This is a genomic window from Mycobacterium sp. URHB0044 (assembly GCF_000620625.1).
Classification (GTDB): domain Bacteria; phylum Actinomycetota; class Actinomycetes; order Mycobacteriales; family Mycobacteriaceae; genus Mycobacterium.
Window position 1 is genome coordinate 57681 of the sequence record NZ_JIAW01000001.1, and the last position, 25619, is coordinate 83299.

Genomic DNA, 25619 nt, shown 5'->3' on the forward strand with positions numbered 1-25619 from the left:
TTCAGAAAGCGCAACCAACGGGCCTTCTAGCAGCGGCGATAGGTGGTCAGAGGATGTCATCCGACAGCGCGGCCGTTCCCGCGTCTGGCCGACCGCGCTAGCGTGATCGCGTGCCCTCCGTCGCGATGCGGGTCGCGGCCATCGCCTCCGTGGTGGTCATGCTCCTCGGCGGGTGCGCAGGCGACGACGGCAAACAATCCGGCGCGGGGCCGTGGACTCTTGATCCGGGCCGTGGGCCGTGTGCCGTGACCAAGCAGCAGGACGTCCCCGCGACCATGCGCGACGGCACGGTCCTGCGCGCCGACGTCTACCGGCCGCAGAGCCAGGACAGCGTTCCGGTGATCCTGATGCGCACCCAGTACGGGAAGACCGGCGCGCAGTCCGGTTCCCGCTACCAGTCACCGGATTGGTTCGCTTCGCACTGTTACCTCGTTGTGGTGCAAGACATTCGGGGACAGGGCACGTCGTCGGGCACGTTCAGTGAGTTCACCCACGATCAGAACGACGGCTACGATTCCGTCGAATGGGCGGCCGCGTTGCCTGGATCGAACGGCAAGGTCGGCATGTACGGCTCCTCCTACGTCGGTGCCACACAATGGCTTGCCGCCGTCACCGCACCCCCGCATCTCGTCACGATCGTTCCGGCGAACACCGCGTCGGACTACTACGACGGGTGGACGTACGAGGGTGGCCAGTTCCGCCTCGCATTCCTGCTGCCATGGGCCATCGAGTCGATCGCCACGACCGCCGCGCAGAATCGCAACGATCAAGCCACCGTCCACGAACTCGCCGCCGCCGGCAGCGATCTCACCAGATGGATGGACTTCCGTCCGTTCAAGGACCTACCGCCGATGCAGCCGGACAACCCTGCGGTCGCGCCGTGGTACTTCGACTGGATCAGGCACTCGACGCGCGACGACTTCTGGCGGCAGTTCAGCATCCGCGACCGCTATCAGTCGGTCGCGGTACCGGTGCTGCACTTCGAGGGCTGGTACGACGCCTTCCTGGCAGGCGGGGTCGAGAACTTCTCGGGCATGGTTGCCCACGGCGCGAACGCCACCGCCCGCGACAACCAGCGCCTGGTGATCGGTCCCTGGGATCACGTCGACTGGGGCAGGCCAGAATCGAAACCGGCGGCGATGCTCAAGGCCATCGGCGCTGTCGCGAACAGCCCGATCAACGGCCTGATGCTGGACTGGTACGACCACTTCCTCAAGGGCTCGAACAAGACTGCCGACGGCAAGGACTGGGCAGGCACGCCAAGGGTGGACTACTTCCTGATGGGCGCCAATGTCTGGAAGACGGCGACCGGTTGGCCACTGCCGCAGGCGAAGCCGACGACGTACTACCTGTCGGGGCCGGGTGGCATCACCGATCGCAAAGGCGAACTGGTCGAGGCCCCTCCGGCGGCCGATGCACCCGACGTGTACACCTATGACCCGCGCTTCCCCGCGCCGAGCCTCGGTGGGCACTCCTGCTGCGGCGCGCAGTCCGGACCCCAGGGTCCCTACGATCAGACCCCCGTCGAGCAGCGTTCCGACGTGCTCGTCTACACCAGCGCTCCGTTGGAACACGACACCGAGGTAACCGGGCCCACCACGGTGAACCTGTGGGCGGCGTCATCGGCTCCCGACACCGACTTCACCGCCAAGCTGACGGTAGTGAGGCCAGACGGTCAGGTCATCAACCTCAACAACGGGATCCTGCGGACGTCCTTCCGTGACTCGCTGTCGAACCCGGCACAGGCCACGCCCAACCGGCCTTACGCCTACCGGATCCAGGTCTGGCCGACCAGTTACGAGTACCGGGCCGGAGACCGCATCCGACTCGAGATCTCGAGTAGCGACTATCCACAGTTCGCCCCCAATCCCAACACCGGCGAACCGTTCGGGCAGAGCACGACGACCGTGCCCGCGACGCAAACGATCCTGCACGACGCCGCACACCCTTCGAGCATCACGGTGCCGGTGATTCCCGAGGGTTAGAGCGAGGCGGGCAACCCGAACTTCTCGAACATTCCGTCGCCGGCGTGGAACGCGACGACGTGCGACACCCCGCCGTCTGAAATCTCCAGCACGTGCAGCTGGAACTCCTCGTGCACCCCGGTCTCCCGGTTGAGCATGTAGAGCGCAGCGGCGGGCTGATCGTTGGCGATGGTCTTCAGGAAGCGCATGTCGCCAGGGCCTTCGGCGGGGCAGTGCGTCTTGGAGAGCGCGACGATGTTCTCGGGCCCCTGATACCAGCCGTCGAACGGAGGCATCTCGAACACCGCCTCCGCGGTGAACAGCTCGACGAGCTTGTCCATGTCATAGGCCTCGAAGGCGGCGATGTACCGGCCGAGCAGGTCCTGCGCCTCCGGGTCCTCCGGCGCGGCAATGGCGTCGTCCTCCTTGGGACCGACGGCCTCGAGTTGCGCGCGGGCGCGCTGCAGCAGGCTGTTGACGGCTGTGGTGGACGTTCCGATTGCTTCGCCGACCTCGGAGGCCTTCCACTGCAGCACGTCCCGCATGACCAGCACCGCGCGCTGGCGGGCGGGCAGGTGCTGCAGCGCCGCGATGAACGCCAGCCGCACCGACTCGCGGGAGCCGACGATCACCGACGGATCGGCTGCCGTCTCGTGCGGTGACTCGGGCAGTGGCTCGAGCCAGGGCACCTCTTGGTGCTCGTTGATCTCGCCGCGCGGGTCGGACGCCGCCTGGCCGAGACCCGACGGCAGCGGCCGGCGTTGGCGGCCCTCGAGCGAGGTCAGACTGGTATTCGTGGCGATGCGGTACAGCCAGGTCCGCACCGACGATCTGCCCTGAAAACCCTCGTAGGACTTCCACGCCCGCAGGTAGGTCTCCTGGACCAGGTCCTCGGCGTCGTGCAGCGACCCGGTCATCCGGTAGCAGTGCGCGAGGAGCTCTCGTCGATACCTCTGGGCATCGGCGAGAAAGGCGTCTTTGGACTCGAAACCGACTGGATCTTCCGCGAGGACGCTCACGCTCACGAGGGTACCCACGGACACCGACAACCGGCACGCAACGGCGAACGACGTCCTTCAGGCCCGACCGATAGTCTCCGTGGGTGACCACGACCCGCAGCGAGCGCAGCTTCGACGGTGTTGGCGGCGTCCGCATCGTCTACGACGTGTGGACTCCCGACACTGAACCGACCGGTGTCGTGATCCTGGCCCACGGCTACGGCGAGCACGCCCGTCGCTACGACCACGTCGCGCAGCGCTTCGGCGAGGCAGGGCTCATCACCTACGCCCTGGACCACCGCGGCCACGGCCGGTCCGGCGGCAAGCGCGTCTACCTCAAGGACATCTCCGAGTACACCGGCGACTTTCACCACCTCGTCGGCATCGCCACCGCCGCGCACCCCGAGCTGAAGCGCGTCGTGCTGGGACACAGCATGGGCGGCGGCATCGTGTTCGCCTACGGCGTCGAGCACCCGGGTGATTACGCGGCCATGGTGCTGTCCGGTCCCGCGGTGTACGCCCAGGACGCGGTCTCGTCGGTGATGATCGGCGTCGCGAAGCTGGTCGGCAGCTTGCTCCCTGGCCTGCCGGTCGAGGATCTGCCGACCGACAAGATCTCCCGTGACCCCGAAGTGGTGGCCGCCTACATGGCCGACCCCATGGTGCATCACGGCAAGCTGCCCGCCGGGATCGCGAAGGCGCTGCTCAAGGTGGGCGAGACGATGCCGCAGCGCGCCGCGTCGTTGAAGGCCCCGCTGCTGGTGGTGCACGGCGAGCAGGACGCGTTGATCCCCGTCGCCGGCAGCCACAAGCTGCTGGAGTGCGTCGGGCAGATCGACGCCCACTTGAAGGTCTACCCCGAGCTGTATCACGAAGTGTTCAACGAGCCGGAGCGCGCCGTGGTGCTCGACGACGTGGTGTCGTGGATCGGGGCCAAACTGTGAAAGTCGTTGGACGGCAACTTGTCTGGGCGCTTGCCGCGGTGCTGACGATCGCGGGCTGCTCGTCGTCGACGTCACCGGCTCCGTCCGAGACCGGCGGGACGGGCACGGAGCACGGCTGGGTGGACGCCGAGGTCACGTTCGTCGCCGACGGTCTGACCATCCACGGCAGCTACCGCCACCTCCACGACGCGGCGCCCGGCCCGGCGGCGCTGCTCATCTCCGAGAGCGGCAACACCGACCGCAACGGCGACAACGCGGTGGCGGGTCCCGTCGGCAACATGCGCCAGCTGGCGGAATACCTGTCCGGCAAGGGCGTGGCCAGCCTGCGCTACGACAAGGTGGGCACCGGCAAGACCGGGTTGGGCCCGTACGCGTCGCACCCGGCCGACGTCGGTAGCGCCGTCTACACCGCGGGCGCCAAGGCGGCCGTCCGCTTCCTGGCCGAACAGTCGGGCACTGACAAGTCGCGGATCTCGGTGTACGCGCTGGGGGAGGGCACGGTGCACGCGATGTCGCTGGCGGCCGACACCGCGCCCGACGCGCCGAAGATCCACTCGCTGGGCCTGTTTCAACCGCTGTCCGGCCGCTACCTCGACATCATCACCGGCCGGGTGCGCGCGGACGTCGACTCCGCGCGGACTTCCGGTGCGAAGACGCAACAACAGGCCGACGACGTCCTCGCCGCCTGGAACGCCGCAGTCGACGAAGCGCGAACCAAGGGCACCGCCCCGGCGAAGCTCCCCGAGGGGCTCGGCGCCATCCTCAACCCCGGCAACGTCAAGGCCGTGGTGGAAGCCGACGCGATCGACCCTTTGGCCCTGGCCGCCCAGGTCCCCGCGGGCGTCCCCGTGCTCCTGACGTGTTCCGACTCTGACGGGCAGGCCAATTGCGCCGCCGAGAAACCGCTGATCGCCGCGCTCGGTCACGCCGCGCTGACGGTCGTCGAGCTCAAGGGCGTCAACCACGTGCTGCGCGACGACCCGACCGACAACGTGGCCAACTACGCCAACAAGGACCCGCTGTCGCCGCAGCTGGTGACCGCGCTGGACGGCTTCGTGGGCAAGTAGTGGCTATGCTTCGTCCCATGACGAGAGCTGTTTTCGCGGAAGGTTATGGCGGCCCGGAAGTCCTTGCGCTGCAAGACATCGAGCTGCCCGAACCCGGGCCGGGTCAGGTGCTCGTCGACGTCCGTGCGGCGGGCACGAACCCGATCGACTACAAGCTCTACAGCGGGGAGATGGGCAAGGACCCCTCAGCCCTGCCGATGCCGATCGGGCTCGAGGCGGCCGGCGTCGTCGTCGAGGTCGCGCCCGGCGAGGCCGGATACACCGGGGCACTGACAGTCGGTGACGAGGTGATCGTCACCAACATCCGCGGCGGTTACGCCGAGCGGGTGCTCGCGCAGGCCTCCGACGTGGGACACAAGCCCGCGTCGCTGAGTTTCGCGGAGGCCGCAGGGCTGCTGCTGGCCGGCGGCACGGCATGGCACCTGTTGACGAAGACGGATGTGGGGACTGGCGACACCGTGCTCGTCCACGGCGCGAGCGGCGGTGTGGGGCTGATGGCGGTGCAACTCGCGGTCGCGCGTGGCGCGAAGGTGATCGCCACCGCAAGCCCCGCGCGGCACGATCAGCTGCGCAAATACGGCGCCGAGCCGGTGACCTACGGCGCGGGGTTGGCCGACCGGGTGCGTGCCATCGGCGCGGTCGACGCCGCACTGGATCTTGTGGGCACCGACGAGGCCCTGGACACGTCGGTCGAACTGGTCGCCGACCGCGGCCGAATCGCGACCATCGCGGGTTTCGGCCGGGCGGCGGAGCTGGGCATCGCCGTGCTGACCGGCGCCGACGGTGGCCAGGAGATCCGCGACGCGTCCCGGTCAGAGGTCATCGCGCTGGCGGCCGACGGCAAGCTGGAGGTGACGGTGGACAAGACGCTGCCTCTCGAGGAGGCACCCGAGGCGCACCGGTATCTGCAGACCGGTCACGCCCGAGGGAAAGTCGTACTGGTTCCCTAGGTTGACCGCATGACGTACAAGCGAGAAGCGGAGCGGATCCGCGCATGAGTGACGACAAGATGCTGGCGCGCATTGCCGCGCTGCTGCGCCAGGCCGAGAGCACCGACAACACCCACGAAGCCGATGCGTTCATGGCGGCCGCGCAACGGCTGGCCACGACCACCTCGATCGATCTCGCGGTGGCCCGCGCGCACGCGGCGACGCGCACGGCGGCGCAGGTGCCCGTGCAACGCACCATCACGATCGGCGAGGCGGGCACCAAGGGGCTGCGCACCTACGTGCAGCTGTTCGTGGTGATCGGCGCCGCCAACGACGTGAAGTGCGACGTCGCGTCGAACTCGACGTTCGTCTACGCCTACGGGTTCGCCGAGGACATCGACGCGACGCACGCGCTGTACGCCAGCCTGGTGATGCAGATGGTGAAGGCCTCCGAGACCTACATCGCGTCGGGCTCACACCGGCCCACCCCGACCATCACCGCGAGGCTGAACTTCCAACTGGCGTACGGCGCGCGGGTGGGCCAGCGGCTTGCCGATGCCCGGGAGGAGGTCAAGCGGGAGGCCACCACCGGCCGCCAGCAGCAACCCGGAACGGACATCGTGTTGCGCAACAAGGACATCGAACTGAAGAGCTTCTATCGGGAGGCGTCCCAGGCGCGGGGCACGTGGCGTGCCAATAGCGCTTCGGCGGGCTACTCGTCGGCGGCCCGACGCGCCGGTGACCGCGCAGGGAAACGGGCCAGGCTGGGGCCGAGCACGGAGCTGGCCGGTTCGCGCGGAGCATTGGACGGGTGACGGCACGCCGTGGCGCGTGACGGGCAACGCGCAAAGGTCTACGCCGCAGAGCAATTCGTGCGGACGCTCTTCGACCGCGTGCACGAGCACGGCAACGGCACCGTCGAGTTCTTCGGCGCCAACGTCACCCTGCCGCCGGAGGCTCGGTTTGCGTCGGTCGAATCCGTACAGCGCTACGTCGACGACGTCCTGCGCCTGCCGTCGGTGCGGGAACGGTGGCCGGACGCCGGAGCGCTGACCGTGCGCGCACGCCGCGGCGCCACCGCCGCGCACTACGAGCACGACGGACGCATCGCCACCATCGCCGTGCCCGAATACGATCATTCCCCGTCGCTTCGCTCGCCCGGTCACACCACGTGGGCGCTACGGGAACTGGTGGTGCTGCATGAAATCGCCCACCACCTGTGCCAGGTCGAACCACCGCACGGACCCCAGTTCGTCGCGGCGTTCTGCGAGTTGGCAGGCACGGTGATGGGTCCCGAGGTGGCTCACGTGCTGCGTGTGGTCTACGCGAAGGAGGGCGTGCGGTAGCGGCTAACGTGAAGGCGTGACTGACATCGATCCACGGGACGTCGACGAGATGTTCAACGCCGTCCTGCACACCGAGGACGACGCGCTGATCGCGGCGCGGGATTCGGGGCGGGCTGCCGGTCTGCCGCCGATCGAGGTCTCGGCGCAACACGGCCGGCTGCTCGCCGTGCTGGCCAAGGCCACCCGCGCGTCCCGTGTACTCGAGATCGGCACCCTGGCCGGCTACAGCACCATCAACCTCGCCCGCGGCGTCGGGCCCGGCGGCCGGGTGGTCTCACTCGAATTCGACCCCCGCCACGCCGAGATCGCCCGCGCCAACCTCGAACGCGCGGGGCTGGCTGATCGCGTCGAGGTGATCGTCGGTGCCGCGCTCGACACGCTGCCGACACTGGCCGGCGGTGAGCCGTTCGATCTGGTGTTCATCGACGCGGACAAGGAGAACAACGTCGCCTACGTCGAATGGGCGATCAAGCTCGGCGCGCCCGGCTCGATCATCGTGGTGGACAACGTGACCCGCTTCGGGCGCGTCCTGCACCCGGCTTCCGACGACGCGCAGGCCCTGGCCGTGCGCGAGATGCTCGAGATGATGGGCGAGCATCCGCGGCTGGACGCCGCCGCCATCCAAACCGTCGGCACCAAGGGCTGGGACGGTTTCGCCGTCGCCCTGGTGACATAGCAGCCGTCAAACCCCGAGGAACCGACTTTGCCCGACATCACCTATCCGACGCCCAGCGGAGTGCTGCCCGGATACCTCGCCGCACCGCCGGGGCAGGGGCCGTCGCCTGGCGTCGTCGTCGTCCACGATGCCCTTGGGATGACGGCCGACGTCAGACGGATCACCGACCGCTTCGCCCGCTCCGGCTACCTGGCGCTGACGCCGGCGCTCTATCGTCGCGGCTCGGTGCTGCAGCGGCCGCGCTGCGTCGTCAGCACCATGCGGTCGTTGTCGAACGGTGCAGGACGCGCGGTGGACGACATCGTCGCTGCCCGCGATCACCTCGCCGACGATCCGCGGTGTACCGGGAAGGTCGGCGTGATCGGGTTCTGCATGGGCGGTGGGTTCTGTCTGCTGCTCGCGCCACGTGGCGTATTCGACGCTGCCGCACCGAATTACGGCACCTGGCCCAAGGATCCCGACACTCTGAGGCAGTCCTGCCCGATGGTCGCGACGTACGGCGCCAAGGACTGGATGCTGCCCGGCGCGGCGGCCGAACTCGAAACGCTCCTGACCGAGGGTGGCGTCGCACACGACGTCAAGGAGTATCCCGAGGTCGGGCACTCCTTCATGAACGAATTACCCACGGTGGGCCCACTGGGCACGATCGTGCGCAGGGCCGGCTTCACGTACTCGGAGCACGATTCGGAGGACGCCTGGCGTCGGATTCTGGCCTTCTTCGGCGAGCACCTGGCCGACACCCCACCGTCGGTCTAGTCGACGGTCAGCGGGCCGTCGCCGCCATCCGAGCGGCCAGCGCCACGTATGAGGCCGCGAACGTGCGCCGCATCCACGTGACGACCCGTGGCCTCCGGATGACGTGGCTGCGGACGCCTGCCGCGAACGCCCCGTAGACCGTGAAGACGACGAACGTCATCGCCATGAAGACGGCGCTGAGGTACAACATCTGACCGACGGCCGGTCGCGCCGGGTCGATGAACTGCGGCAGGAACGCGAAGAAGAACAGCGTCAGCTTCGGGTTCAGCACGTTGACCGCGACCGCCGTCCAGGTGATGCGCCACGGTCCCGGTCGAACGGAATCCGTTGTGCTGGCGATCAGTTCGGACTTGTCGCGCCACGCCATCCAGGCCAAGAACAGCAGGTAGGCCACGCCGGCCCACTTGATGGTCTGAAACGCGATCGCGCTGCTGTGCATGATTGCCGCCAGGCCCGTCACCGCCGCCAGCATGGCGGGCACGATGCCGAGGGTGCATCCCGCCGAGGCGAACACGCTCGCGCGCGTCCCGTGCGCCAGCCCGGTCGCCACGGTGTAGAGCGCGCCGGAGCCCGGCGTCGCGACGACGATCAGCGAGGTGAGCAGGAAGGCCAGCGTCATACCCCAACCGTACGTCCAGCCCGGGGCCACTGGTAGCACGAGCCGTTGTCGGTGAGGACTCGGCAGATCGAGTTGATGCTTTCACATCGTGGGTGAGCGTCATGGTGCTCACTGGCCGCCAGGCCCGTACACGGCCACGATGATCACGCGGTCGAGACTGTTTTCTGACCACACGCCGATCTGGGTGTTGGCACAGTTGGTCATGATAGCGAGGTAGGCCGGGTTCGATTGCCATTGATTGATGATGTCGATGCCGTTGGCTGCCAAGGCTGAATTTGCCATGGAGGCAGGGTTGATGGACATCGTCTCGGCGACCTGCCCCTGATACCCAGCCGCCACCGCACGGTCTTGTGGGGTACTGCCGTCTGAACCGGTGTCGCCGTGGAGGACCGGGTTGTTCAGTAGGTCGAGAGCGTGCCATTGCGCGGCCTGGCGCAACTGCGGGCTGACCCGCAACTCGGTCGGACAACCCGAAAGTTGCTGCAGTGCATAGATATGGGCCACCGCACCGTTGTTCATTCGGAGGTTGTCGGCATACGCGACCGGAGCGATCGCCGCGGCTAGCATCGTCAAGGTCACCACGGCCATCAGACGGATGCCAAGTGCAGTCTCCATGTCGAAGTCCCCCTTCCTCCGCGGTGGTGCAGGTCGTCGCCGCGCCGGTTCATCGGGTCAGTGATGATCATCGGCACTGCCGAGTGGGATTGGGTCATGGATAGGTCAGTGGTGATGCGTTGAGCCGCGACATGTTCGATGTCATGAGAGCGCACTCTTCGCCTTGGTCGCGCGCCATCGCCAGCGCTGCTTGCCGCACGAACTGTGTCGTCGTGTGATTGAACGCGTACATCGCCATGTCGATTCCGCCCTGGTGGTGACGGAACATCAACTGCAGGAACAGGATCTCGTTGTCTGTTCCCTTCGAACCTTGAAGTCGAACGAGGTCGGCCTGCGAGGCCATTCCCGGCATGAGCATCACATCGGACTTCATGCCCGGAATCGGCATCGCTTGCCCGTGCTCGCCGTGGTGAAGCGCTCTGTCGCCCTCACCGCCAGAATTGGTCATCCAGGCCATCGGATGGGCGGCGACCGGCGGGGCGTCGGCGGCCTGCAGCCAGCCGGCCATCTGACCGATTTCGTAGATCTGTTTGGTCCGGATCTGATCGGCGAGCGCTCGCACGTGGTGATCGACGTCAGAAGCGAGCATGTCGGCCAGCGTCACCGCCTGCTGATGATGCACCGACATGTCTTGCGCGAAACCGATATCGACGTCGTAGAGCACGGGTTGCGCCGCGGGAGCGCTGTTGTGGTGGATCGTGACGATTGCGACGACGGTGACGACCGCCAGCAGTGCGCCGATCCTGGTGATCAGCCAGCGAGCGCGGCTCATGTGGGCGGATAGATAGACGGATCCAGACGTAGCACCTGAAAGCCGTTGTCCGAGCAGGTGACGTAGAGCAGGTTGCCGCGGAACTCCGGCGGTGACATGCACCAGTCGGCGGTGAGGTCGGGTCCGCCTCGGAACCGTCGACCGGGGATTTGGGCGTCGGGGCCCTGGATGTCCCCATCGAGGATCGCTCGCGCAACGGGAAAGAGTGCCGAGAGGACGGGCTGGGCACCTGCCAGACGGGTGAACGCGATGTGTGCGGAGTTCGTGAGGTCCGCGTCGCGTCCGACTGCCGCGTGTGGGTTGTAGTAGGCGATTTCGCGGATGTCGTCGGGGTTGCGAACATTGAAGACGCGGACGCCGGACTGTTGCCAACCACAGGCCAGCGCCTGCGGGTCGTCGTGCCTGTCGACCGAACAGTAGTGCGGATCGTAGGAGAAGAAGCCGTTGTTCGAGGCACTGGTGAATGCGCGGTCCTGATGCGTGGGCAGGTCAATTTCCAGTTTGATGCTGTTGCGCAACGTCAAGTTTGACAAGTCGGAGGCGTCGAAGAGTCGCACCCCACCCGAACCCGCCTCCTGCACGTTGAACAGATGCGGCACCCCGCGGTAGGTGACATAGATGCTGTGCTGGTTGGCCAGCCCGTCAGCCCAGTGCACATTGCCGCGCATAGGGAGCAGCTGGTGCATTGTTCCCGGCTCGGCTCGATCCTGCACGGCTGTGGAGTCGAGCACGTTGATGCCGTTGATGGTGGACATGAACAATGTGTCGCCGTCGGGCGTGAAATCCATGCCATGGGCTGCAAAGCCGGCAGGCGCGCTCCACACGACGTGAGGATTGCTCGGGTCACTTACATCAACGGCACTGGCCCACAGTTGCCCCGTGGCCCAGTACGTGTTGCCGTCGGGAGAGAAATTGCCCTCGTGTGTGAGCATCGGGATCCGCAACCCCGGCAGCGATCCGCGTTCGGTATTGAGCAACCGGGGATGGGCGCAATCGCTGGCGATGTCGTATAGCGCGATATAGCCGACACCGAGCCCGAAACCAGCCCCGGTTCCTGCGAGCAGCCCACGTCCTTCGTGGACTTTCAACGACTCCCAAGTGCCGTCAAACATCGCCGCGTCGTTGAGTATCGCGGTCAACTTCGGATGGGCAGGATCGGTGGCGTCGATGACCCGCACCCCGAGCCCGTTGTTCCGGGTCGAAGCGACGTAGGCACAGTTCTTGTAGGAGGCGCTGACGAAACTGGCGCCCTGGCCCTGTAACTGGCCGACCAGGTCGATATTGCAGTTGTAGCCCAAGGCGCTGCGCCCGGATTGCCGGTCCTCGGAGGTTACCTCGCCCTGCAGCCCGGTTTCGATCCGATCACTCGGGCGGCATGTCGCCGGCGCCACGGCAGTCGGCCACACGTCGGTGGCCATGTTGAATCCGGGGGGCACGTCGGCCGACGCTGGCCCAGCATTGGACAGCAGCATCACCGTCACCATCGCCCACACGAACAGCCGGTAGTCCCGCGGATCCAAGCGGCCAGCGACCGTGTCACGGTTACCCCACCGCCGGCCGGCTTTGGCAAACATGAAAGCGGACCTTACTACTGACGTAGAAGATTCACTACAAAAATAGAAGAAAATCGGTGTGGCGCGTTCGTTGAGGGACGCGGTTGTATACACTTCGTTGCATCGTTGCCCGACGTCAATATGATCCCGTGCGGCGCCGTCGCGAGTTATGTGACGCCGCCATCGAACTCATCGCCAGCGGCGGGATTCGCGCACTCACGCACCGCGCCGTCGACAAACAGGTCGGCCTCGCTGAGGGCACCACATCGGGATACTTTCGTACCCGTGATGCCCTGCTGCGCGGGGTCTTCGACCGCGTCGCAGATCGCTACCTGTGCGACATGATCGCCTGGACCGAAAGTACTGGCTCGGCGCCCGAGCGCCCGGGCACGCATGGGCTAGCCAACATGGTGATGCTGTACTCAGAGGGGTCCGGTGCGCTGCTGAACAAGGCACGAGTCGAGTTGACATTTCACGCGGTCCGCCACCCCGACTTGGACGAGCGTGTCAAGGCGATTGGCTGGGAGTTTTACACGCGAGCCAAAGCGGTCATCGCTGCCGATCCCGCCGCGGCCGACGACCCGGTGCTACTCGAACAACAAACGTTGGTCACCCTGACCTTTCTCGACGGTGTCTTCAACGGCTTCGCCCGCAACGTGCCGATGTTCGCCGACGCCGCCGAACTCAACAGCCACATCCAAGGCATCCTGCGCGGCGTCGGAAAGCCCTAGATGCTCGTGAGGGCGCCCGTGCACGACACTTTGTCGCAGCAATGACCGACCTCCTCGCAGGTCACGCGATGACCGCTTTTCTGTCGTACCCCTCTGCTTTGATGGTGTTATGCCTTCGCCGGCAGCGTCTTTGGTTCCTGAGGTGAGCCCGGTTGAGCGTCTGGACGCGTTCTTCGACGAGTTGTCGGAGTTGACCGGCCAGCGCAACGCGATCGACGGCCGCATCGTGGAGATCGTCCGCGAGATCGTCCGCGCGACGCGTGGTTTACACGCTCACCACCTAATCCATTGGGAGGACGGCTGGTCTGCCCGCATCACCATCGGGCCCATCATCGCGGCGTCATCACCATCACCGGACCCGCCCAGGATCTCGTCGTCACCGACCAACGTGGTCGACCCATGAGGGCGGGATCACTCGCCCGCCCGCCGACGACACCCCAGCCCGACGTCCCACCCTGCAAGGGACCGACCGGCGAACGCGCCGACTGGTGGTGGTACAGCCCGTACCAACCGAAACCGCCACCAACCAACAACTAGCTGCAGACGGCTCCGACGGCCGCGGAGCCGACCAGCTTGGTGTACTTGGCCAGGACACCCGACTTGTACACCGGGGGCAGCGGCTCGAAACCGACCTTGCGCGACTCGAATTCGTCCTTGTCGACAAGCAGGTCGAGCGTGCCCTTGGCGACGTCGAGCCGAATGCGGTCGCCGTCGCGCACGAAGGCGATCGGCCCGCCGTCCACGGCCTCTGGCGCGATGTGCCCGACGCAAAGCCCCGTCGTCCCACCGGAGAACCGGCCGTCCGTCATCAGGAGCACGTCCTTGCCGAGACCCGCACCCTTGATCGCGCCGGTGATGGCCAGCATCTCGCGCATGCCTGGACCGCCCTTGGGTCCCTCGTAGCGAATGACGACGACGTCGCCGTGCGTGATGGTGCCGTCCTCGAGCGCATCCAGCGCTGCCCGCTCCCGCTCGAAAACCCTTGCGGTGCCCTCGAACACGTCGGAGTCGAAACCCGCCGACTTCACGACGGCGCCCTCGGGAGCCAACGACCCGTGCAGGATCGTGATGCCGCCCGTCGGGTGAATCGGGTTGTTCATCGCCCGCAGCACCTTGCCATCGGGGTCCGGCGGTTCGATGTGGGCGAGGTTCTCGGCCATCGTCTGGCCGGTGACGGTGAGGCAATCCCCGTGCAGCAGACCGGCATCCAGCAGTGCCTTCATCACGACGGGCACGCCGCCGATCTCGTCGACGTGCTTCATGACGTGGCGGCCGAAGGGCTTCACGTCGGCCAGGTGTGGCACCTTCTGCCCGACGCGCGTGAAGTCCGCCAGCGTCAGCTTGACGTTGGCTTCCCAAGCGATGGCCAGCAGGTGCAACACGGCGTTCGTCGACCCACCGAAGGCCATCACGACGGCAATGGCGTTCTCGAACGCCTCCTTGGTGAGGATGTCGCTGGTGGTGATGCCGCGGCGCAGCATCTCCACCACCGCTTCGCCGGACTTGCGGGCATAGTCGTCGCGCCGCTTGTCGATGGCCACGGGAGATGCACTGCCCGGCAACGACATACCGAGCGCTTCGGCCGCCGACGCCATGGTGTTGGCGGTGTACATGCCGCCACACGCGCCTTCGCCGGGGCAGATGGCGCGCTCGATGATGTCGACGTCCTCACGCGACATCAACCCGCGTGCACATGCCCCGACCGCCTCGAAGGCGTCGATGATGGTGACTTCCCGCTCGGAACCGTCGGTCATCTTGGCGACGCCCGGCATGATCGAGCCGTTGTAGAAGAACACCGAGGCCAGGTTGAGCCGGGCCGCAGCCATGAGCATGCCGGGGATCGACTTGTCGCAGCCGGCCAGCAGCACGGTCCCGTCCAGGCGCTCGGCCTGCACCACGGTCTCGACGCTGTCGGCGATCACCTCTCGGGAGACCAGGGAGAAGTGCATGCCCTCGTGGCCCATGGAGATGCCGTCGGAGACCGAGATGGTGCCGAACTCGAGCGGGTAGCCGCCCGCAGAGTGCACGCCGCCCTTGACGGACTGGGCCAGCCGCTGCAGCGACATGTTGCATGGCGTGATCTCGTTCCACGACGAGCCGACACCGATCTGCGGTTTGGCCCAGTCGTCGTCACCCATGCCGACCGCCCGGAGCATGCCGCGGGCCGCAGTCTTCTCCAGGCCGTCCGTGACGTCGCGGCTGCGCGGCTTGATGTCGTGCTCTTGTCCTGAGGGGGCTGAAGACATGAGGTCAAGTATGCCTTCGCGCTGCTACGCGACCAAACGAATTGGGATACCCCGGTGGGGTACTAGGTAAGCTGGAGGCATGAAGTCGTTCATCGCGGCACTTGCCGTTGCGGCCACCGCATTGGTCCTGCCGTCGTGTAGTAGCCCGGCGAACGAGGACCACACCGAGCATCCGTCGGGCACCGAATCCAGCGCGGCGCAGCACCCGGCCGACTTCAATGCCGACGACATCGCGTTCGCCACCAACATGATCCCGCACCACCAACAGGCGGTGCAGTTGTCGAACATGGTGCCGGACCGGTCCACCGATCCCGCGCTGATCAAGCTCGCGGCCGGTATCGCGGCCGCCCAAGGGCCCGAGATCGAGACCATGAAGGTGTTGCTGGTGCAGTGGAAGGAAGGTGGCTCGGGGGATGAGCCCACGCCGGACCCGCACGCCGGACACGGCGCACCGATGCAGGGAATGGTCGACGAGGCGACCATGAAGACGCTCGAGACACTGCGCGGGAACGAATTCGACACGCTGTGGCTGTCCTCGATGATCGGGCACCACCAGGGCGCGATCGAGATGGCCAAGGCGGAGATCGCCAACGGCGTGAACGCCGACGCGAAGAGCGTGGCGCAGCAGATCGTGACCGCGCAGGAAGCCGAGATCACTCAGATGCAGCAGATGGGAACGGTGACACATGACGGATGACGCCGCCAAGCACGGCTATTCGACCAACAAGGACAACTACGCGAAGCGACTGCGGCGCATCGAGGGTCAGGTCCGCGGCATCGCGAAGATGATCGAGGACGACAAGTACTGCATCGACGTCCTGACGCAGATCAGCGCGGTCAACAGCGCGTTGCAGTCCGTCGCACTCGGACTGCTCGACGAGCACCTCGGCCACTGCGTCACCCATGCAGTCGCCGAGGGTGGCGACGAGGCCGACAAGAAGCTCGCCGAGGCCTCGGCCGCCATCGCCCGACTGGTCAAGTCCTGACTTACTGCTTGCTGACCGCCGTCGGCCGCACCACGAACACCACCCGGTCGGGGTGGTCGGGCGGCGGCTCCGTGGACGGGCCGCTGTAGCGGTCGTTGAGATGCAAGTAGAAGTCGCCCGCTGGGTCGGGGTCGATGCGCTCGACGTTGCCCCGCACCTCGAGGTACCGGTACGGGTTGTCGGGATCGACGATCGACAGGGCGACCTGCGGGTGCGCTGTGACGTTGCGGTACTTCTGCCGCTTGGTGGTGTGGGTGAACCGCAGCACCTCGCCGTCCCAGTCGAACCACATCGGGTTCACCTGGACCGTGCCATCCGGGCGAGTGGTGGCCAGGTGGGCGTACAGCGGGCGTTCGAGCAGATGTTCATACCCCTCGGGTATCGCGACCACGGCAGTCCCTCTCAATCGACGTAGGTACCAACTGACCAACGCGGGGACCCGGAGAACCCTTCCTCGGCATTGAGCCCGAAGTAACACTCTTGTTCGTCCCCGCGATCAACTCACCAGGTCAGTGCCGTTTCCCGGTACGGAGGTCGGGTCCGGACACCCGTCGTCGGCGATGGGTGCCCTTCGCGCTGTGCCACACTTGATGGAGTTTTGTATTGGAGGTGGCGCATGCCGCAGCGGAATGTAAAGAGACTGATCACCGCGATCTTCGCGGCCGGACTCATCGGTGGGTTGGCCCTGAACGGCCCATCTGCGTGGGCTGATCCGGAGGTCAATCCCGACCCCGCGGGCATCGACGCACCACCCGTGGAGCAGCCGGCCCCACCGCCGCCGCCGGAGGTGCCGCCGCCGCCCTTCCAACTGCCGCCCATGCCGTGGGACCCGCCGCCTCCGCCCCCGGGCGACCCGCTGGCGCCGCCGCCCGTCGATCCGCTGGCCGTCCCCGCCCAGCCGACGGTCATCCCCGAGGGCACGCCCGCGGGCCAGGACCCGACGCCCTACACGGGTCAGCCGGTATTCGCGCCGCCGACCTTCAACCCGTCCAACGGGTCGATGGTCGGGGTGGCCAGGCCGATCTACATCAACTTCGCGCGGCCGATCGCCAACCGACAGTTGGCCCAGGACGCCGTCCACATCTCGTCGGTGCCGCCTGTGCCCGGCAAGTTCTACTGGGCCAGCGACACCCAGCTGAGGTGGCGCCCGATCAACTTCTGGCCCGCCAACACCAACGTGTTCATCGACGCCGGTGGCACGAAGTCGACGTTCCGCACCGGTGAGTCGCTGGTCGCCACGGTCGACGACGCCACCCACCAGATGACCGTCGTTCGAAACGGCAAGGTGGAGAAGACATTCCCGGTGTCGATGGGCAAGCCCAGCCACGCAACCCCGAACGGCACGTACTACGTGCTGGAGAAGTTCCCCACCATCGTCATGGATTCCGCGACGTACGGCGTGCCGAGCACCGCCGCCGAGGGCTACAAGCTGACGGTGCAGAACGCCGTGCGGATCGACAACAGCGGCAACTTCGTGCACAGCGCGCCGTGGTCGGTGGCTGATCAGGGCAAGCGAAACGTCAGCCACGGCTGCATCAATCTCGCGCCCGCCAACGCGCAGTGGTTCTACGACAACTTCGGCAGCGGCGATCCCATCGTCGTGAAGAACTCCGTCGGCACCTACAACCAACCCGACGGCGCTCAGGACTGGCAGGTTTGATCCGCTGCGCTACAACCAGTCTCGGCGTTTGAAGCTGACGTAGAGCACCGCGACGAGTAGCACGATGATCGCGGTGCTGGTGATGAACCCGGTGACCGTCTCGATGCCGGGGTACACCACGTTCTGGCCGTAGAAGCCGGTGACCGCTGTCGGCACGGCGATGATGGCCGCCCAGCCGGTCAGCTTCTTCATCACGGTGTTGAGCCGGGCGTCCTGCAGGCTCAGGTTGGTCTCGAACACCGTCGTGACCATGTCGCGCAACGACTCCGTCCACTCCGAGGCGCGCAGCACGTGGTCGTAGAGGTCCACGTACAGCGGATCGAGTTCCGGCGCGGTCTTGGCGTCGAGACGACGATGTTGTATCGCGCTGACCACCTCACGCATCGGCAGGACCACCCGGCGCAGCTCGACGAGATCCTTGCGCAGCCGGAAGGTGCGCCGTTGCAGGCCCGTCTTCGGGGCGGTGTCGGCGAACAGGTCGTCCTCGAGCGACTCGATGGCGTCGTCGAGGCACTGCACCGCCGTGAAGTGGCCGTCGACCACGACGTCGAGGAGGCCGTGGACGAGAGCGCCGACCCCGTATTCCTGGCCGCCTAGTTCGTCGAAGCGTTGGGAGACGGTGTCGATATTGAAGTAGGGCGACAGCCGCACGGTGACGAGCCCCTGCGGCAGGACGAAGCCCGAGATGCGGTGTGTGGACAGGCTCGATTGGCCGTCGTCAGCGTCTTCGGCGGGCTCGACGGCGTAGACCGTGAAGAACGTGTGCGTCTTGTAGACCGACGCCTTGGTGCGCTCGGCGTCAGCGACCGCGTCCTCCACCGCGAGGGCGTTGAGTCCGAGCTCCTGCGCCAGGTCGGCGAGGGCGGCGTGGTCCGGGTCGTAGATGTCGGCCCACACCAGGGTGTCCTTCTCGACCAGGTAGTCCGAGATGGAGGCGAACTCGAAGTCGTCCTGCGGCTTGCCTGCCCGCCACACGCGCCCGCGTTTCTCGGTCACCGGCGCGTCAGCTCCAGATCCGCACCCTGCGCTGAGGCTCGAGGTACAGCTCGTCGGACTCGTGCACGTCGAATGCGTCGTAGTACGCGTCGATGTTGCGGACCACGCCGTTGCACCGGAATTCCGGCGGCGAGTGCGGGTCGATGGCCAACCGCCGGACGGCCTCGGCGTCGCGAGACTTGGTGCGCCACACCTGGGCCCAACCGAAGAACACCCGCTGCACGCCGGTCAGCCCGTCGATCACCGGGGCTTCCTTCCCCTTCAGCGACAGCTGGTACGCCAGCAGCGCGATCGACAGACCGCCGAGGTCGCCGATGTTCTCCCCGACGGTGAACGCGCCGTTGACGTGCTTGTCCTCGCCCAGGCCGCGGGGGACGAAGCCCTCGTACTGTTCGATCAAAGCCTTTGTGCGGGCGCCGAATTCGGCGCGGTCGCTGTCGGTCCACCAGTCGACGAGGTTTCCGTCACCGTCATACTTGGCGCCCTGGTCGTCGAATCCGTGCCCGATCTCGTGCCCGATCACCGCACCGATGCCGCCGTAGTTGGCCGCGTCGTCGGCCTCGGCGTCGAAGAACGGCGGCTGCAGAATGGCTGCGGGAAAGACGATTTCATTCATCCCCGGGTTGTAGTACGCGTTCACGGTCTGCGGCGTCATGAACCATTCGTCGCGGTCCACCGGGCTGCCGAGCTTGGCCAGGTCGCGGTCGTGCTCGACGATGATGCCGCGCCGGTAGTTGCCGTACAGGTCGTCGCGTTCGATGACGAGCGCCGAATAGTCCCGCCACCGAACCGGGTAACCGATCTTCGGGGTGAACTTGTCCAACTTGGCCAGCGCGCGTTCGCGCGTCTCGGGCGTCATCCAGTCCAGGTCGCTGATGCTGACCCGGTAGGCCTCGCGCAGGTTGGCCACCAGTTCGTCCATCCGCGCCTTGGCGTCGGGCGGGAAGTGGCGCTCGACGTAGAGCTTGCCGACCGTGTCGCCCATCAGCCCCTCCACCAGGGAGACGCCGCGCTTCCACCGGTCGCGGATCTGCTCGGTGCCGGACAGGGTGCGACCGTAGAAGTCGAAGTTCTCGGCGACCAGTTCGTCGGTCAGCATCGCCGAGCGCGAATTGATCAAACGCCAGCGCAGCCACCACTTCCAGTCGTCGAGGTCCTCGCCCACCCACAGCGCGGCGAACGACGTCAGTACGTCGGGCTGGCGCACGACCACCTCGGAGACGACCTCCGGTGAGGTGCCCAGTGCGGTGAGCCACCCAGTCCAGTCGAAGCCGGGCGCCTCGGTGGGCAGGTCGGCGAAGGTGCGCAGGTTGTAGGTCAGATCGGCGTCGCGACGCTTGACGACGTCCCAGTGCGCGGCGGCGATCTTGGTCTCCAGGGCGACGATCCGTGCTGCGGTGTCTTCCCACTCCCCGACGTATTCGTCGCCGAGCACCAGCGTGAACATGCGGGCGATGTGACCGGGATAGGCGGCCAGGATCTCGGCGTGCTGCGGGTCGCGGTAGTAGGACTCGTCGGGCAGGCCGATACCGGACTGCGACAGGTGCAACAGGTAGCGCGTCGAGTCCTTGGAGTCGGTGTCGACGTACACGCCGGTGCCGCCGCCGACGCCGGTGCGCTGCAGGCCGCCGAGCACCTGCGCCAACGCGTCCGGCGTCGTGGCGCCGTCGATGACCGCGAGCTCGTCGAGCAGTGGACGCAGGCCGATGCGGGCGACGGTTTCGGTGTCCATGAAGCTGGCGTACAGATCGCCGATCCGCTGCTCGTCCGTCCCGGCCGGGGCGGCAAGATCCGCCGCTTCCGTGATCAGGTCGCGCACCTGTTCCTCGGCGCGGTCGGCGAGCAGCCGGAACGCGCCGTCGGTCGCGCGGTCGGCGGGAATGTCGTAGTCCTTCAGCCAGCGACCGTTGACGTGGCCGAACAGATCGTCCTGCGGGCGGGCAGCGGGGTCGACGTAGCTGAGGTCGATACCGGAACGAATGGCTTCTAGCGTCACCCGACCATCCTGCCATCGGTCACCAGAGTGCACATTGACGCGTCGGCCGGGCATAGTGTCCGGGGCGTGACGGAGAACCCCGCGAATCTCGCCTACAGTCACGTCGACGTCTTCACTCGCTCCCCGTTCGGCGGCAACAGCGTGCCCGTGTTTCCCGACGTCGGAGACCTGACTGCCGAGCAGATGCTGCGCATCGCCCAGGAAATGCGGCACTTCGAAGCCATCTTCATCCGGCCGACGGATCAGCCCCGCACGGTGAGCGCGAGGATCTTCGATCTGTTCGAGGAATTGCCGTTCGCCGGACACCCGATCATCGGGGCGGCGGCGGTGCTGCATCAACGCTCGGGAGCGGTCGGCGCGCAGAGCTGGCGGTTCGACCTCGCCGCCAAGACGGTCCATGTCACGACGGAGGCCACGCCGACGGGTTACTCGGGAGCCTTGGACCAGGGCACGCCGGAATTCCTCGGCACGGCGACCGACGGTGACGCAGTGGCGGCTGCCTTCGATCTCGCGCCGCACGATCTCGCTCAAGACCTACCCATGGAAGTCGTGAGCACGGGACTGCGCTACCTGATCGTGCCGGTCCGGCCCGGCGCGTTGGTACGGGCACGGATCTCACGCGACATCACGGAGCTGCTGGCAGGCGTCGGCGCCCAGTTCGCGGTGCTGCTCGACGAATCGGCCGTCGAAGTTCGACATTGGAACAACGACGGCATCATCGAGGACGTGGCGACGGGTAGCGCCGCGGGCACGATCGGCGCCTACCGGCTGCGCCACGGGCTGGTCCGCGGCGGCGACTCCTTCATCGTGAACCAGGGCCGGTTCACCGGCCGCCCGAGCCAGCTGCGCGTGCGCGCGGACGGCAGTGCCGAGGCCGTCGAAGGGGTGACGGTCGGCGGCGACGTCGCCTTCGTCGGACACGGCGTGATCGACGTGCTGCCGTGACGCGAACGAGGGGCTGAATAGCGCCAGGTAGCCTCACGCCCATGCCTGAGGAGCCCGACGCGGCGCGCACCTACCGCGGTGGCAGCGTCTTCACCGGCTACGGCATCGGCTCGGCCGTGCTGGGCCTGGTGTCGGTGGTCGCCGTCGTACTGGGGCTGATGATCTGGTCGGGCCACCGCAGTGAGCTCGACGAACGCCGCTACCAGACCAGCGTGCTGCAGGCCGCCGCCGACTGGACCAACGTGCTGATCAACATGAACGCCGGCACCGTCGACACCAGCCTGCGCAAGCTGCACGACGGGACGGTGGGTCAACTCAACGCCGACTTCGAGTCGACGGTCGAGCCGTTCAAACAGCTGGTGCTGAAGCTCAAGTCGGAGACGGCAGGCCAGGTGGACTCGGTGTCCATCGAGTCGCTGCACCACCAGCTGCCGGGCCCCGGGGCGCAGGCCCCGCAGCCCGAGCTGTCTACGGTGGCGTCGCGCACCGACACCGTGCTCGTCGTCGCCACTTCAGTGAGTCAGAACACGGGTGCGCAGCCGCAGCCGGTCCGCTGGAATCTGCGTCTCGGTGTTTCCGACGTCGACGGCAAGCTGCTGATCTCGCAGTTGGAGACCATCCGATGAGGAACCGGTTGCGTGTCCTCGCGTTCGACGTCCTGGCGCCGTTGGCCGCGATCGCGGGACTGGTCTACGTCGGTGTCGCGCTTGCCTGGCCGGTGTGGTGGGTCTCGGTCTGCTCGGTGCTGTGCCTGCTGGTCGTGCAGGGCATGATCGTCAACCTGGTGCTGTACCGCAGGGACGGCGTGACCGTGGGCACCGACGACGAGGGACCAGGACTGCGGTTGGCGCTCGCGGGGCTGGCGACGGTGGCGCTGGTCGCCGCGGTCGTGGTCGGCTACACCCGGTGGACGGTGCCCGACCGCGCCATGCACGACGACACGGCCGAGGTGGTCGGCATCGCCAGCAGCGTCGCCGAAGCGTCGGCGACCTTCACCCCGCAGGATCCGAACGCCTCGATCGACCGGGCCACCGGCTTGATGACGCCGGAGCGCGCGGACGCCTATCGCAGCGAATTCGCCGCGGTCGCAAAGGAATTGGGCAGCAAGAACATCTCGGGTCAGGCCAGCACCATCTCGGCCGGGGTGGAGGCCCTCGGGCCCGCCGCGGCCAGCGTGGCGGTGGTGATGCGCGGTACCCAGAACGCGCCGGGCAAGCCGCAGGACGTCGCGGTGCTGGCGCTGCGGATCACCCTGACCAAGGACAGCGGCAAGTGGCTGGTGCTCGACGTGACGCCGATCAACGCGCGCTAGGTTCGGCGCGAGTCGATCACGCCGGTGTTGAACCCGGCCAGGTGCAGCCCGCCGTGGAAGCGGGCGTGCTCGATCTTCAGGCACCGGTCCATCACCACCTGCAACCCCGCGGCCTCGCCGTCGCTGGCCACCTGCTCGTGCCACAGCCCCAGCTGCAGCCAGATCGTCTTCGCCCCGACGGCGACGGTGTCGTCGAGCACCGACGGCAGGTCGTCGTGGCGACGGAACACGTCGACCAGATCGGGAACCACCGGCAGCGCCGCCACGGTGGGGTACACCGGTGTGCCGTCGACCTCGGTGATGGTCGGGTTGACCAGGTACACCTCGTAGTCACTGGTGGACTTGAGGTACGTCCACACGAAATAGCTTGCCCGCGCGGGGTTCGCCGAGGCGCCGACGATCGCCACGGTGCGCGTGTCGCGCAGGATCCGTTGGCGCGCCAGGGCGTCGGGTCCGACCCAGGTGCGGTCAGTCATCCTTCGCCGCCACGCTCAATGCCTGATCGAGGTCCCACAGGATGTCGTCGACGTCCTCGATGCCGACGCTGATGCGCACCAACTCCGGGCCCACGCCTGCGGCGCGCAGCTGGTCGTCGGTGAGCTGCCGGTGCGTCGTACTGGCGGGATGGATGACCAGCGTGCGGACGTCACCGATGTTGGCGAGATGGCTCGCCAGCCGGACCGAGTTGATGAAGCGGGCGCCGGCCTCGCGCCCGCCGCGGACACCGAACGCGAACACCGCGCCGGGCCCGTCGGGGAGGTAGGTGGCTGCCCGGTCGTGGTGGGGATGGGCAGGCAACCCGGCCCAGCGCACGTACTCGACGCGCGGGTCGTCGGCCAGCCACTGCGCCACCCGCCTGGCGTTGGCGACGTGCGCGGCCATCCGCTGCGGCAGCGTCTGCACGCCCTGCAACAACTGGAACGCCGATTGCGGGGCGAGGCTGGCACCGAAGTCGCGGAGCTGCTCGCTGCGCACCTTGGTGAGGAAGCCGTACTCGCCGAAGTTTCCCCACCAGCTCAGCCCGCCGTACGCGGCCACCGGTTCGGTCATCTGCGGGAATCGTCCAGAGCCCCAATCGAATTGACCCGAGTCGACCACCACGCCGCCCAGCGTGGTGCCGTGGCCGCCGAGGAACTTCGTCGCCGAGTGCACGACGATGTCGGCGCCGTGTTCGATGGGTCGGCACAGGGCAGGCGTCGAGACGGTGGAGTCGACGACGAGCGGCACGCCTGCGGCGCGAGCCACCGCGGCCAGGCCTGCCAGATCGGCGATCTCGCCGGACGGGTTCGCGATCACCTCGGTGAAGATCAGCCGCGTCCGGTCGGTGACCGCTGCCGCGTAGTCGGCCGGATCGGTGCCCGTGACGAACGTGGTGTCGACGCCGAAGCGCCGCAGCGACACGTCCAACTGGGTGACGGTGCCGCCGTACAGACTGCCCGCGGCGACGATGTGGTCACCGGCGCCCGCCAGTGCGGCGAACACCGCGAACTGCGCCGCCAGTCCGCTCGCCGTGGCCACCGCGCCGAGCCCGCCCTCCAGGCTGGCGATGCACTCCTCCAGCGCGGCCACCGTCGGATTCGCGATCCGGCTGTAGACGTTGCCGTACTTCTGCAGCGCGAAGAGATTGGCCGCGTCATCGGTGTCGCTGAACACGAACGCCGCGTTGGCGTAGATCGGGACCACGCGGGCGCCGGTGCCGGCGTCGGGCCGTTGCCCGGCGTGGATCGCCCGGGTCGCCAGCCCGTAGGTTCGGTCGGTCACGGATGTGCAGCGTAGGTCCGCGAGGGGCGCAAGCCCAGGGTTGTGCTCGCCGGGATCGTTAAGGCAGGTACGACAGCAGCCGTTCGGCCAATTCGCGAGGCCGGCTCAGCGCCATGAGGTGGCCGCCGGGAAGGACGTCGACGTCCAGGCCGAGGCGGTCGCGGACCAGTCGGCGCTGGAACTCCAGTGGAAAGAACCGGTCGTCGCTGCCTACCACCACGTGGGTGGGCACGTTCGGCCACCCGCTCAGCGGCCACGTCTGGCCGAACGGGGTGTCGGACTGACGGGGCTCCGGCTGACTGAACGCCTCGTCGCGGACCTGTTCGGGTACGTCGTGGAAGAAATCCTCGGCCGGGTCGAAGTCCTTGTCGCCCAAGCCGATTCGACGGAAGTGCTCGGCCATCGCCTCGCCCTGCCCCGTCGCGTCCCACCATTGCCCTGGCGACTCGCCCGCAGTCGGCACCATCGGATTGACCAGCACGATCATGGCCGCGGGCATCCGCTCGGCGACCATCGGCGCGGTGAAGGCGCCCATCGACTGTCCGACCAGCACCAGTGGACCCTCGATGCCCGAGATCGCCGACACCACGACGTCGGCGTACCTGGTGAGGTCGGCGGAGTCGTCAGCCGCGGGTAGGTCCACGGCGATGGCGTCCGTGCCTGCGGCGTCCAACAGCGGGACGACGCGATGCCAGTACCACGCGCTGCCCCCGGCGCCGGGGATGAGGACGAACGTGGTGCGCATGG

27 protein-coding genes and 1 pseudogene are annotated in these 25619 nt (G+C 67.2%); 16 read left to right on the forward strand and 12 right to left on the reverse strand.

Features of this window, described 5'->3' with window-relative positions:
• The first annotated feature begins 125 nt into the window (after window positions 1-125).
• Complete coding sequence (locus tag N536_RS0100305) at window positions 126-1985, forward strand: CocE/NonD family hydrolase (protein WP_029111779.1); 1860 nt, start codon at window positions 126-128, stop codon at window positions 1983-1985.
• Here N536_RS0100305 and N536_RS0100310 read toward each other — a convergent pair.
• Window positions 1982-3013, reverse strand: coding sequence for a sigma-70 family RNA polymerase sigma factor (locus tag N536_RS0100310; protein ID WP_029111780.1), 1032 nt, complete (start codon window positions 3011-3013; stop codon window positions 1982-1984). The two genes, N536_RS0100305 and N536_RS0100310, sit on opposite strands and share 4 nt — an antisense overlap.
• A 53-nt stretch (window positions 3014-3066) precedes the next feature.
• Between N536_RS0100310 and N536_RS0100315 the strand changes: the two genes are divergently transcribed.
• The 7 genes from N536_RS0100315 to N536_RS0100345 are packed head-to-tail and all read left to right on the forward strand — an operon-like array spanning window position 3067 to window position 8680.
• The gene (locus N536_RS0100315) at window positions 3067-3906 is read left to right on the forward strand and encodes an alpha/beta hydrolase (protein ID WP_029111781.1); all 840 of its coding nucleotides are present in this window, start codon (window positions 3067-3069) and stop codon (window positions 3904-3906) included.
• On the forward strand, window positions 3903-4973 hold the full coding sequence (locus tag N536_RS0100320) for a hypothetical protein (RefSeq protein WP_029111782.1): 1071 nt from the start codon (window positions 3903-3905) through the stop codon (window positions 4971-4973). Before N536_RS0100315 ends, N536_RS0100320 begins: the two co-directional genes overlap by 4 nt.
• Window positions 4974-4990: 17 nt before the next feature.
• The gene (locus N536_RS0100325; RefSeq protein WP_029111783.1) at window positions 4991-5923 is read left to right on the forward strand and encodes an NADP-dependent oxidoreductase; all 933 of its coding nucleotides are present in this window, start codon (window positions 4991-4993) and stop codon (window positions 5921-5923) included.
• Window positions 5924-5967: 44 nt separating this feature from the next.
• Complete coding sequence (locus tag N536_RS0100330) at window positions 5968-6717, forward strand: DUF2786 domain-containing protein (protein ID WP_029111784.1); 750 nt, start codon at window positions 5968-5970, stop codon at window positions 6715-6717.
• Window positions 6718-6726: 9 nt separating this feature from the next.
• The gene (locus N536_RS0100335; protein WP_029111785.1) at window positions 6727-7248 is read left to right on the forward strand and encodes a TIGR04338 family metallohydrolase; all 522 of its coding nucleotides are present in this window, start codon (window positions 6727-6729) and stop codon (window positions 7246-7248) included.
• 49 nt (window positions 7249-7297) lie between these two features.
• Complete coding sequence (locus tag N536_RS0100340) at window positions 7298-7924, forward strand: O-methyltransferase (RefSeq protein ID WP_051574213.1); 627 nt, start codon at window positions 7298-7300, stop codon at window positions 7922-7924.
• 27 nt (window positions 7925-7951) lie between these two features.
• Window positions 7952-8680: a dienelactone hydrolase family protein gene (locus N536_RS0100345; RefSeq protein ID WP_029111787.1), complete on the forward strand. Its 729-nt coding sequence runs from the start codon at window positions 7952-7954 to the stop codon at window positions 8678-8680.
• A 7-nt stretch (window positions 8681-8687) separates the two neighbouring features.
• Here the strand turns inward: N536_RS0100345 and N536_RS0100350 are convergent, their stop codons facing one another.
• The 4 genes from N536_RS0100350 to N536_RS0100365 all read right to left on the reverse strand — a co-directional run bounded on the left by N536_RS0100350 (window position 8688) and on the right by N536_RS0100365 (window position 12353).
• A complete protein-coding gene (locus N536_RS0100350) occupies window positions 8688-9299 on the reverse strand; it encodes a LysE family translocator (protein WP_029111788.1) in 612 nt (203 codons plus the stop codon).
• Window positions 9300-9407: 108 nt separating this feature from the next.
• Complete coding sequence (locus N536_RS0100355; protein WP_036434874.1) at window positions 9408-9914, reverse strand: CAP domain-containing protein; 507 nt, start codon at window positions 9912-9914, stop codon at window positions 9408-9410.
• Between the two features lie 94 nt (window positions 9915-10008).
• On the reverse strand, window positions 10009-10578 hold the full coding sequence (locus N536_RS0100360) for a DUF305 domain-containing protein (protein WP_197040035.1): 570 nt from the start codon (window positions 10576-10578) through the stop codon (window positions 10009-10011).
• Window positions 10579-10682: 104 nt separating this feature from the next.
• Window positions 10683-12353, reverse strand: a complete 1671-nt coding sequence (locus N536_RS0100365) for an LVIVD repeat-containing protein (RefSeq protein WP_231514371.1) — start codon at window positions 12351-12353, stop codon at window positions 10683-10685.
• A 35-nt stretch (window positions 12354-12388) separates the two neighbouring features.
• On the opposite strand from N536_RS0100365, the gene N536_RS0100370 reads away from it, so the two are divergent.
• Window positions 12389-12970 carry a TetR/AcrR family transcriptional regulator gene (locus N536_RS0100370; RefSeq protein ID WP_051574120.1) on the forward strand — a complete coding sequence of 194 codons (582 nt, stop codon included), beginning with the start codon at window positions 12389-12391 and terminating at the stop codon, window positions 12968-12970.
• Window positions 12971-13223: 253 nt separating this feature from the next.
• Window positions 13224-13507, forward strand: a pseudogene (locus N536_RS41145) (hypothetical protein); the annotation flags it as partial.
• Here N536_RS41145 and ilvD read toward each other — a convergent pair.
• On the reverse strand, window positions 13504-15216 hold the full coding sequence (ilvD, locus tag N536_RS0100380; protein ID WP_029111793.1) for a dihydroxy-acid dehydratase: 1713 nt from the start codon (window positions 15214-15216) through the stop codon (window positions 13504-13506). The pseudogene N536_RS41145 and the gene ilvD sit on opposite strands and share 4 nt — an antisense overlap.
• A gap of 79 nt (window positions 15217-15295) precedes the next feature.
• On the opposite strand from ilvD, the gene N536_RS0100385 reads away from it, so the two are divergent.
• Complete coding sequence (locus N536_RS0100385; RefSeq protein ID WP_029111794.1) at window positions 15296-15913, forward strand: DUF305 domain-containing protein; 618 nt, start codon at window positions 15296-15298, stop codon at window positions 15911-15913.
• Window positions 15903-16202: a metal-sensitive transcriptional regulator gene (locus N536_RS0100390; protein WP_029111795.1), complete on the forward strand. Its 300-nt coding sequence runs from the start codon at window positions 15903-15905 to the stop codon at window positions 16200-16202. Before N536_RS0100385 ends, N536_RS0100390 begins: the two co-directional genes overlap by 11 nt.
• A 1-nt stretch (window position 16203) precedes the next feature.
• Here the strand turns inward: N536_RS0100390 and N536_RS0100395 are convergent, their stop codons facing one another.
• Entirely contained in the window at window positions 16204-16593 is a 390-nt protein-coding gene (locus N536_RS0100395; protein ID WP_029111796.1) for a PPOX class F420-dependent oxidoreductase, read from the reverse strand.
• Window positions 16594-16818: 225 nt separating this feature from the next.
• Between N536_RS0100395 and N536_RS0100400 the strand changes: the two genes are divergently transcribed.
• Window positions 16819-17862 (forward strand): L,D-transpeptidase family protein, encoded by a 1044-nt coding sequence (locus N536_RS0100400; RefSeq protein ID WP_029111797.1) that lies wholly within the window; start codon window positions 16819-16821, stop codon window positions 17860-17862.
• 9 nt (window positions 17863-17871) lie between these two features.
• On the opposite strand, the gene N536_RS0100405 is transcribed toward N536_RS0100400, so the two are convergent.
• Both N536_RS0100405 and N536_RS0100410 read right to left on the reverse strand, forming a co-directional pair.
• The gene (locus tag N536_RS0100405) at window positions 17872-18858 is read right to left on the reverse strand and encodes a magnesium transporter CorA family protein (protein WP_029111798.1); all 987 of its coding nucleotides are present in this window, start codon (window positions 18856-18858) and stop codon (window positions 17872-17874) included.
• 7 nt (window positions 18859-18865) lie between these two features.
• Window positions 18866-20854, reverse strand: coding sequence for a M13 family metallopeptidase (locus N536_RS0100410; protein WP_029111799.1), 1989 nt, complete (start codon window positions 20852-20854; stop codon window positions 18866-18868).
• Window positions 20855-20920: 66 nt separating this feature from the next.
• Here N536_RS0100410 and N536_RS0100415 point away from each other — a divergent pair, with 66 nt between their 5' ends.
• From N536_RS0100415 to N536_RS0100425, 3 genes are read left to right on the forward strand one after another with little or no spacing between them, the layout of a single operon-like run.
• Window positions 20921-21799 carry a PhzF family phenazine biosynthesis protein gene (locus tag N536_RS0100415; protein WP_029111800.1) on the forward strand — a complete coding sequence of 293 codons (879 nt, stop codon included), beginning with the start codon at window positions 20921-20923 and terminating at the stop codon, window positions 21797-21799.
• A gap of 41 nt (window positions 21800-21840) precedes the next feature.
• Complete coding sequence (locus tag N536_RS0100420) at window positions 21841-22425, forward strand: hypothetical protein (protein ID WP_029111801.1); 585 nt, start codon at window positions 21841-21843, stop codon at window positions 22423-22425.
• A complete protein-coding gene (locus N536_RS0100425; RefSeq protein WP_029111802.1) occupies window positions 22422-23111 on the forward strand; it encodes a hypothetical protein in 690 nt (229 codons plus the stop codon). Before N536_RS0100420 ends, N536_RS0100425 begins: the two co-directional genes overlap by 4 nt.
• Here the strand turns inward: N536_RS0100425 and N536_RS0100430 are convergent.
• From N536_RS0100430 to N536_RS0100440, 3 genes are read right to left on the reverse strand one after another with little or no spacing between them, the layout of a single operon-like run.
• The gene (locus N536_RS0100430; protein WP_029111803.1) at window positions 23108-23587 is read right to left on the reverse strand and encodes a CoA-binding protein; all 480 of its coding nucleotides are present in this window, start codon (window positions 23585-23587) and stop codon (window positions 23108-23110) included. The genes N536_RS0100425 and N536_RS0100430 overlap by 4 nt on opposite strands.
• Entirely contained in the window at window positions 23580-24872 is a 1293-nt protein-coding gene (locus N536_RS0100435; protein WP_029111804.1) for an O-acetylhomoserine aminocarboxypropyltransferase/cysteine synthase family protein, read from the reverse strand. Before N536_RS0100435 ends, N536_RS0100430 begins: the two co-directional genes overlap by 8 nt.
• A 58-nt stretch (window positions 24873-24930) precedes the next feature.
• Entirely contained in the window at window positions 24931-25617 is a 687-nt protein-coding gene (locus tag N536_RS0100440) for an alpha/beta fold hydrolase (RefSeq protein WP_029111805.1), read from the reverse strand.
• Window positions 25618-25619: the final 2 nt, after the last annotated feature.

Coding starts and splice junctions, on each gene's coding strand:
- N536_RS0100305 (WP_029111779.1), top strand. CDS start 126: ATGCGGGTCGCGGCCATCGCCTCCGTGGTGGTCATGCTCCTCGGCGGG.
- N536_RS0100325 (WP_029111783.1), top strand. CDS start 4,991: ATGACGAGAGCTGTTTTCGCGGAAGGTTATGGCGGCCCGGAAGTCCTT.
- N536_RS0100330 (WP_029111784.1), top strand. CDS start 5,968: ATGAGTGACGACAAGATGCTGGCGCGCATTGCCGCGCTGCTGCGCCAG.
- N536_RS0100340 (WP_051574213.1), top strand. CDS start 7,298: ATGTTCAACGCCGTCCTGCACACCGAGGACGACGCGCTGATCGCGGCG.
- N536_RS0100350 (WP_029111788.1), bottom strand. CDS start 9,299: ATGACGCTGGCCTTCCTGCTCACCTCGCTGATCGTCGTCGCGACGCCG.
- N536_RS0100355 (WP_036434874.1), bottom strand. CDS start 9,914: ATGGAGACTGCACTTGGCATCCGTCTGATGGCCGTGGTGACCTTGACG.
- ilvD (WP_029111793.1), bottom strand. CDS start 15,216: ATGTCTTCAGCCCCCTCAGGACAAGAGCACGACATCAAGCCGCGCAGC.
- N536_RS0100385 (WP_029111794.1), top strand. CDS start 15,296: ATGAAGTCGTTCATCGCGGCACTTGCCGTTGCGGCCACCGCATTGGTC.
- N536_RS0100390 (WP_029111795.1), top strand. CDS start 15,903: ATGACGGATGACGCCGCCAAGCACGGCTATTCGACCAACAAGGACAAC.
- N536_RS0100400 (WP_029111797.1), top strand. CDS start 16,819: ATGCCGCAGCGGAATGTAAAGAGACTGATCACCGCGATCTTCGCGGCC.
- N536_RS0100420 (WP_029111801.1), top strand. CDS start 21,841: ATGCCTGAGGAGCCCGACGCGGCGCGCACCTACCGCGGTGGCAGCGTC.
- N536_RS0100425 (WP_029111802.1), top strand. CDS start 22,422: ATGAGGAACCGGTTGCGTGTCCTCGCGTTCGACGTCCTGGCGCCGTTG.
- N536_RS0100430 (WP_029111803.1), bottom strand. CDS start 23,587: ATGACTGACCGCACCTGGGTCGGACCCGACGCCCTGGCGCGCCAACGG.
- N536_RS0100440 (WP_029111805.1), bottom strand. CDS start 25,617: ATGCGCACCACGTTCGTCCTCATCCCCGGCGCCGGGGGCAGCGCGTGG.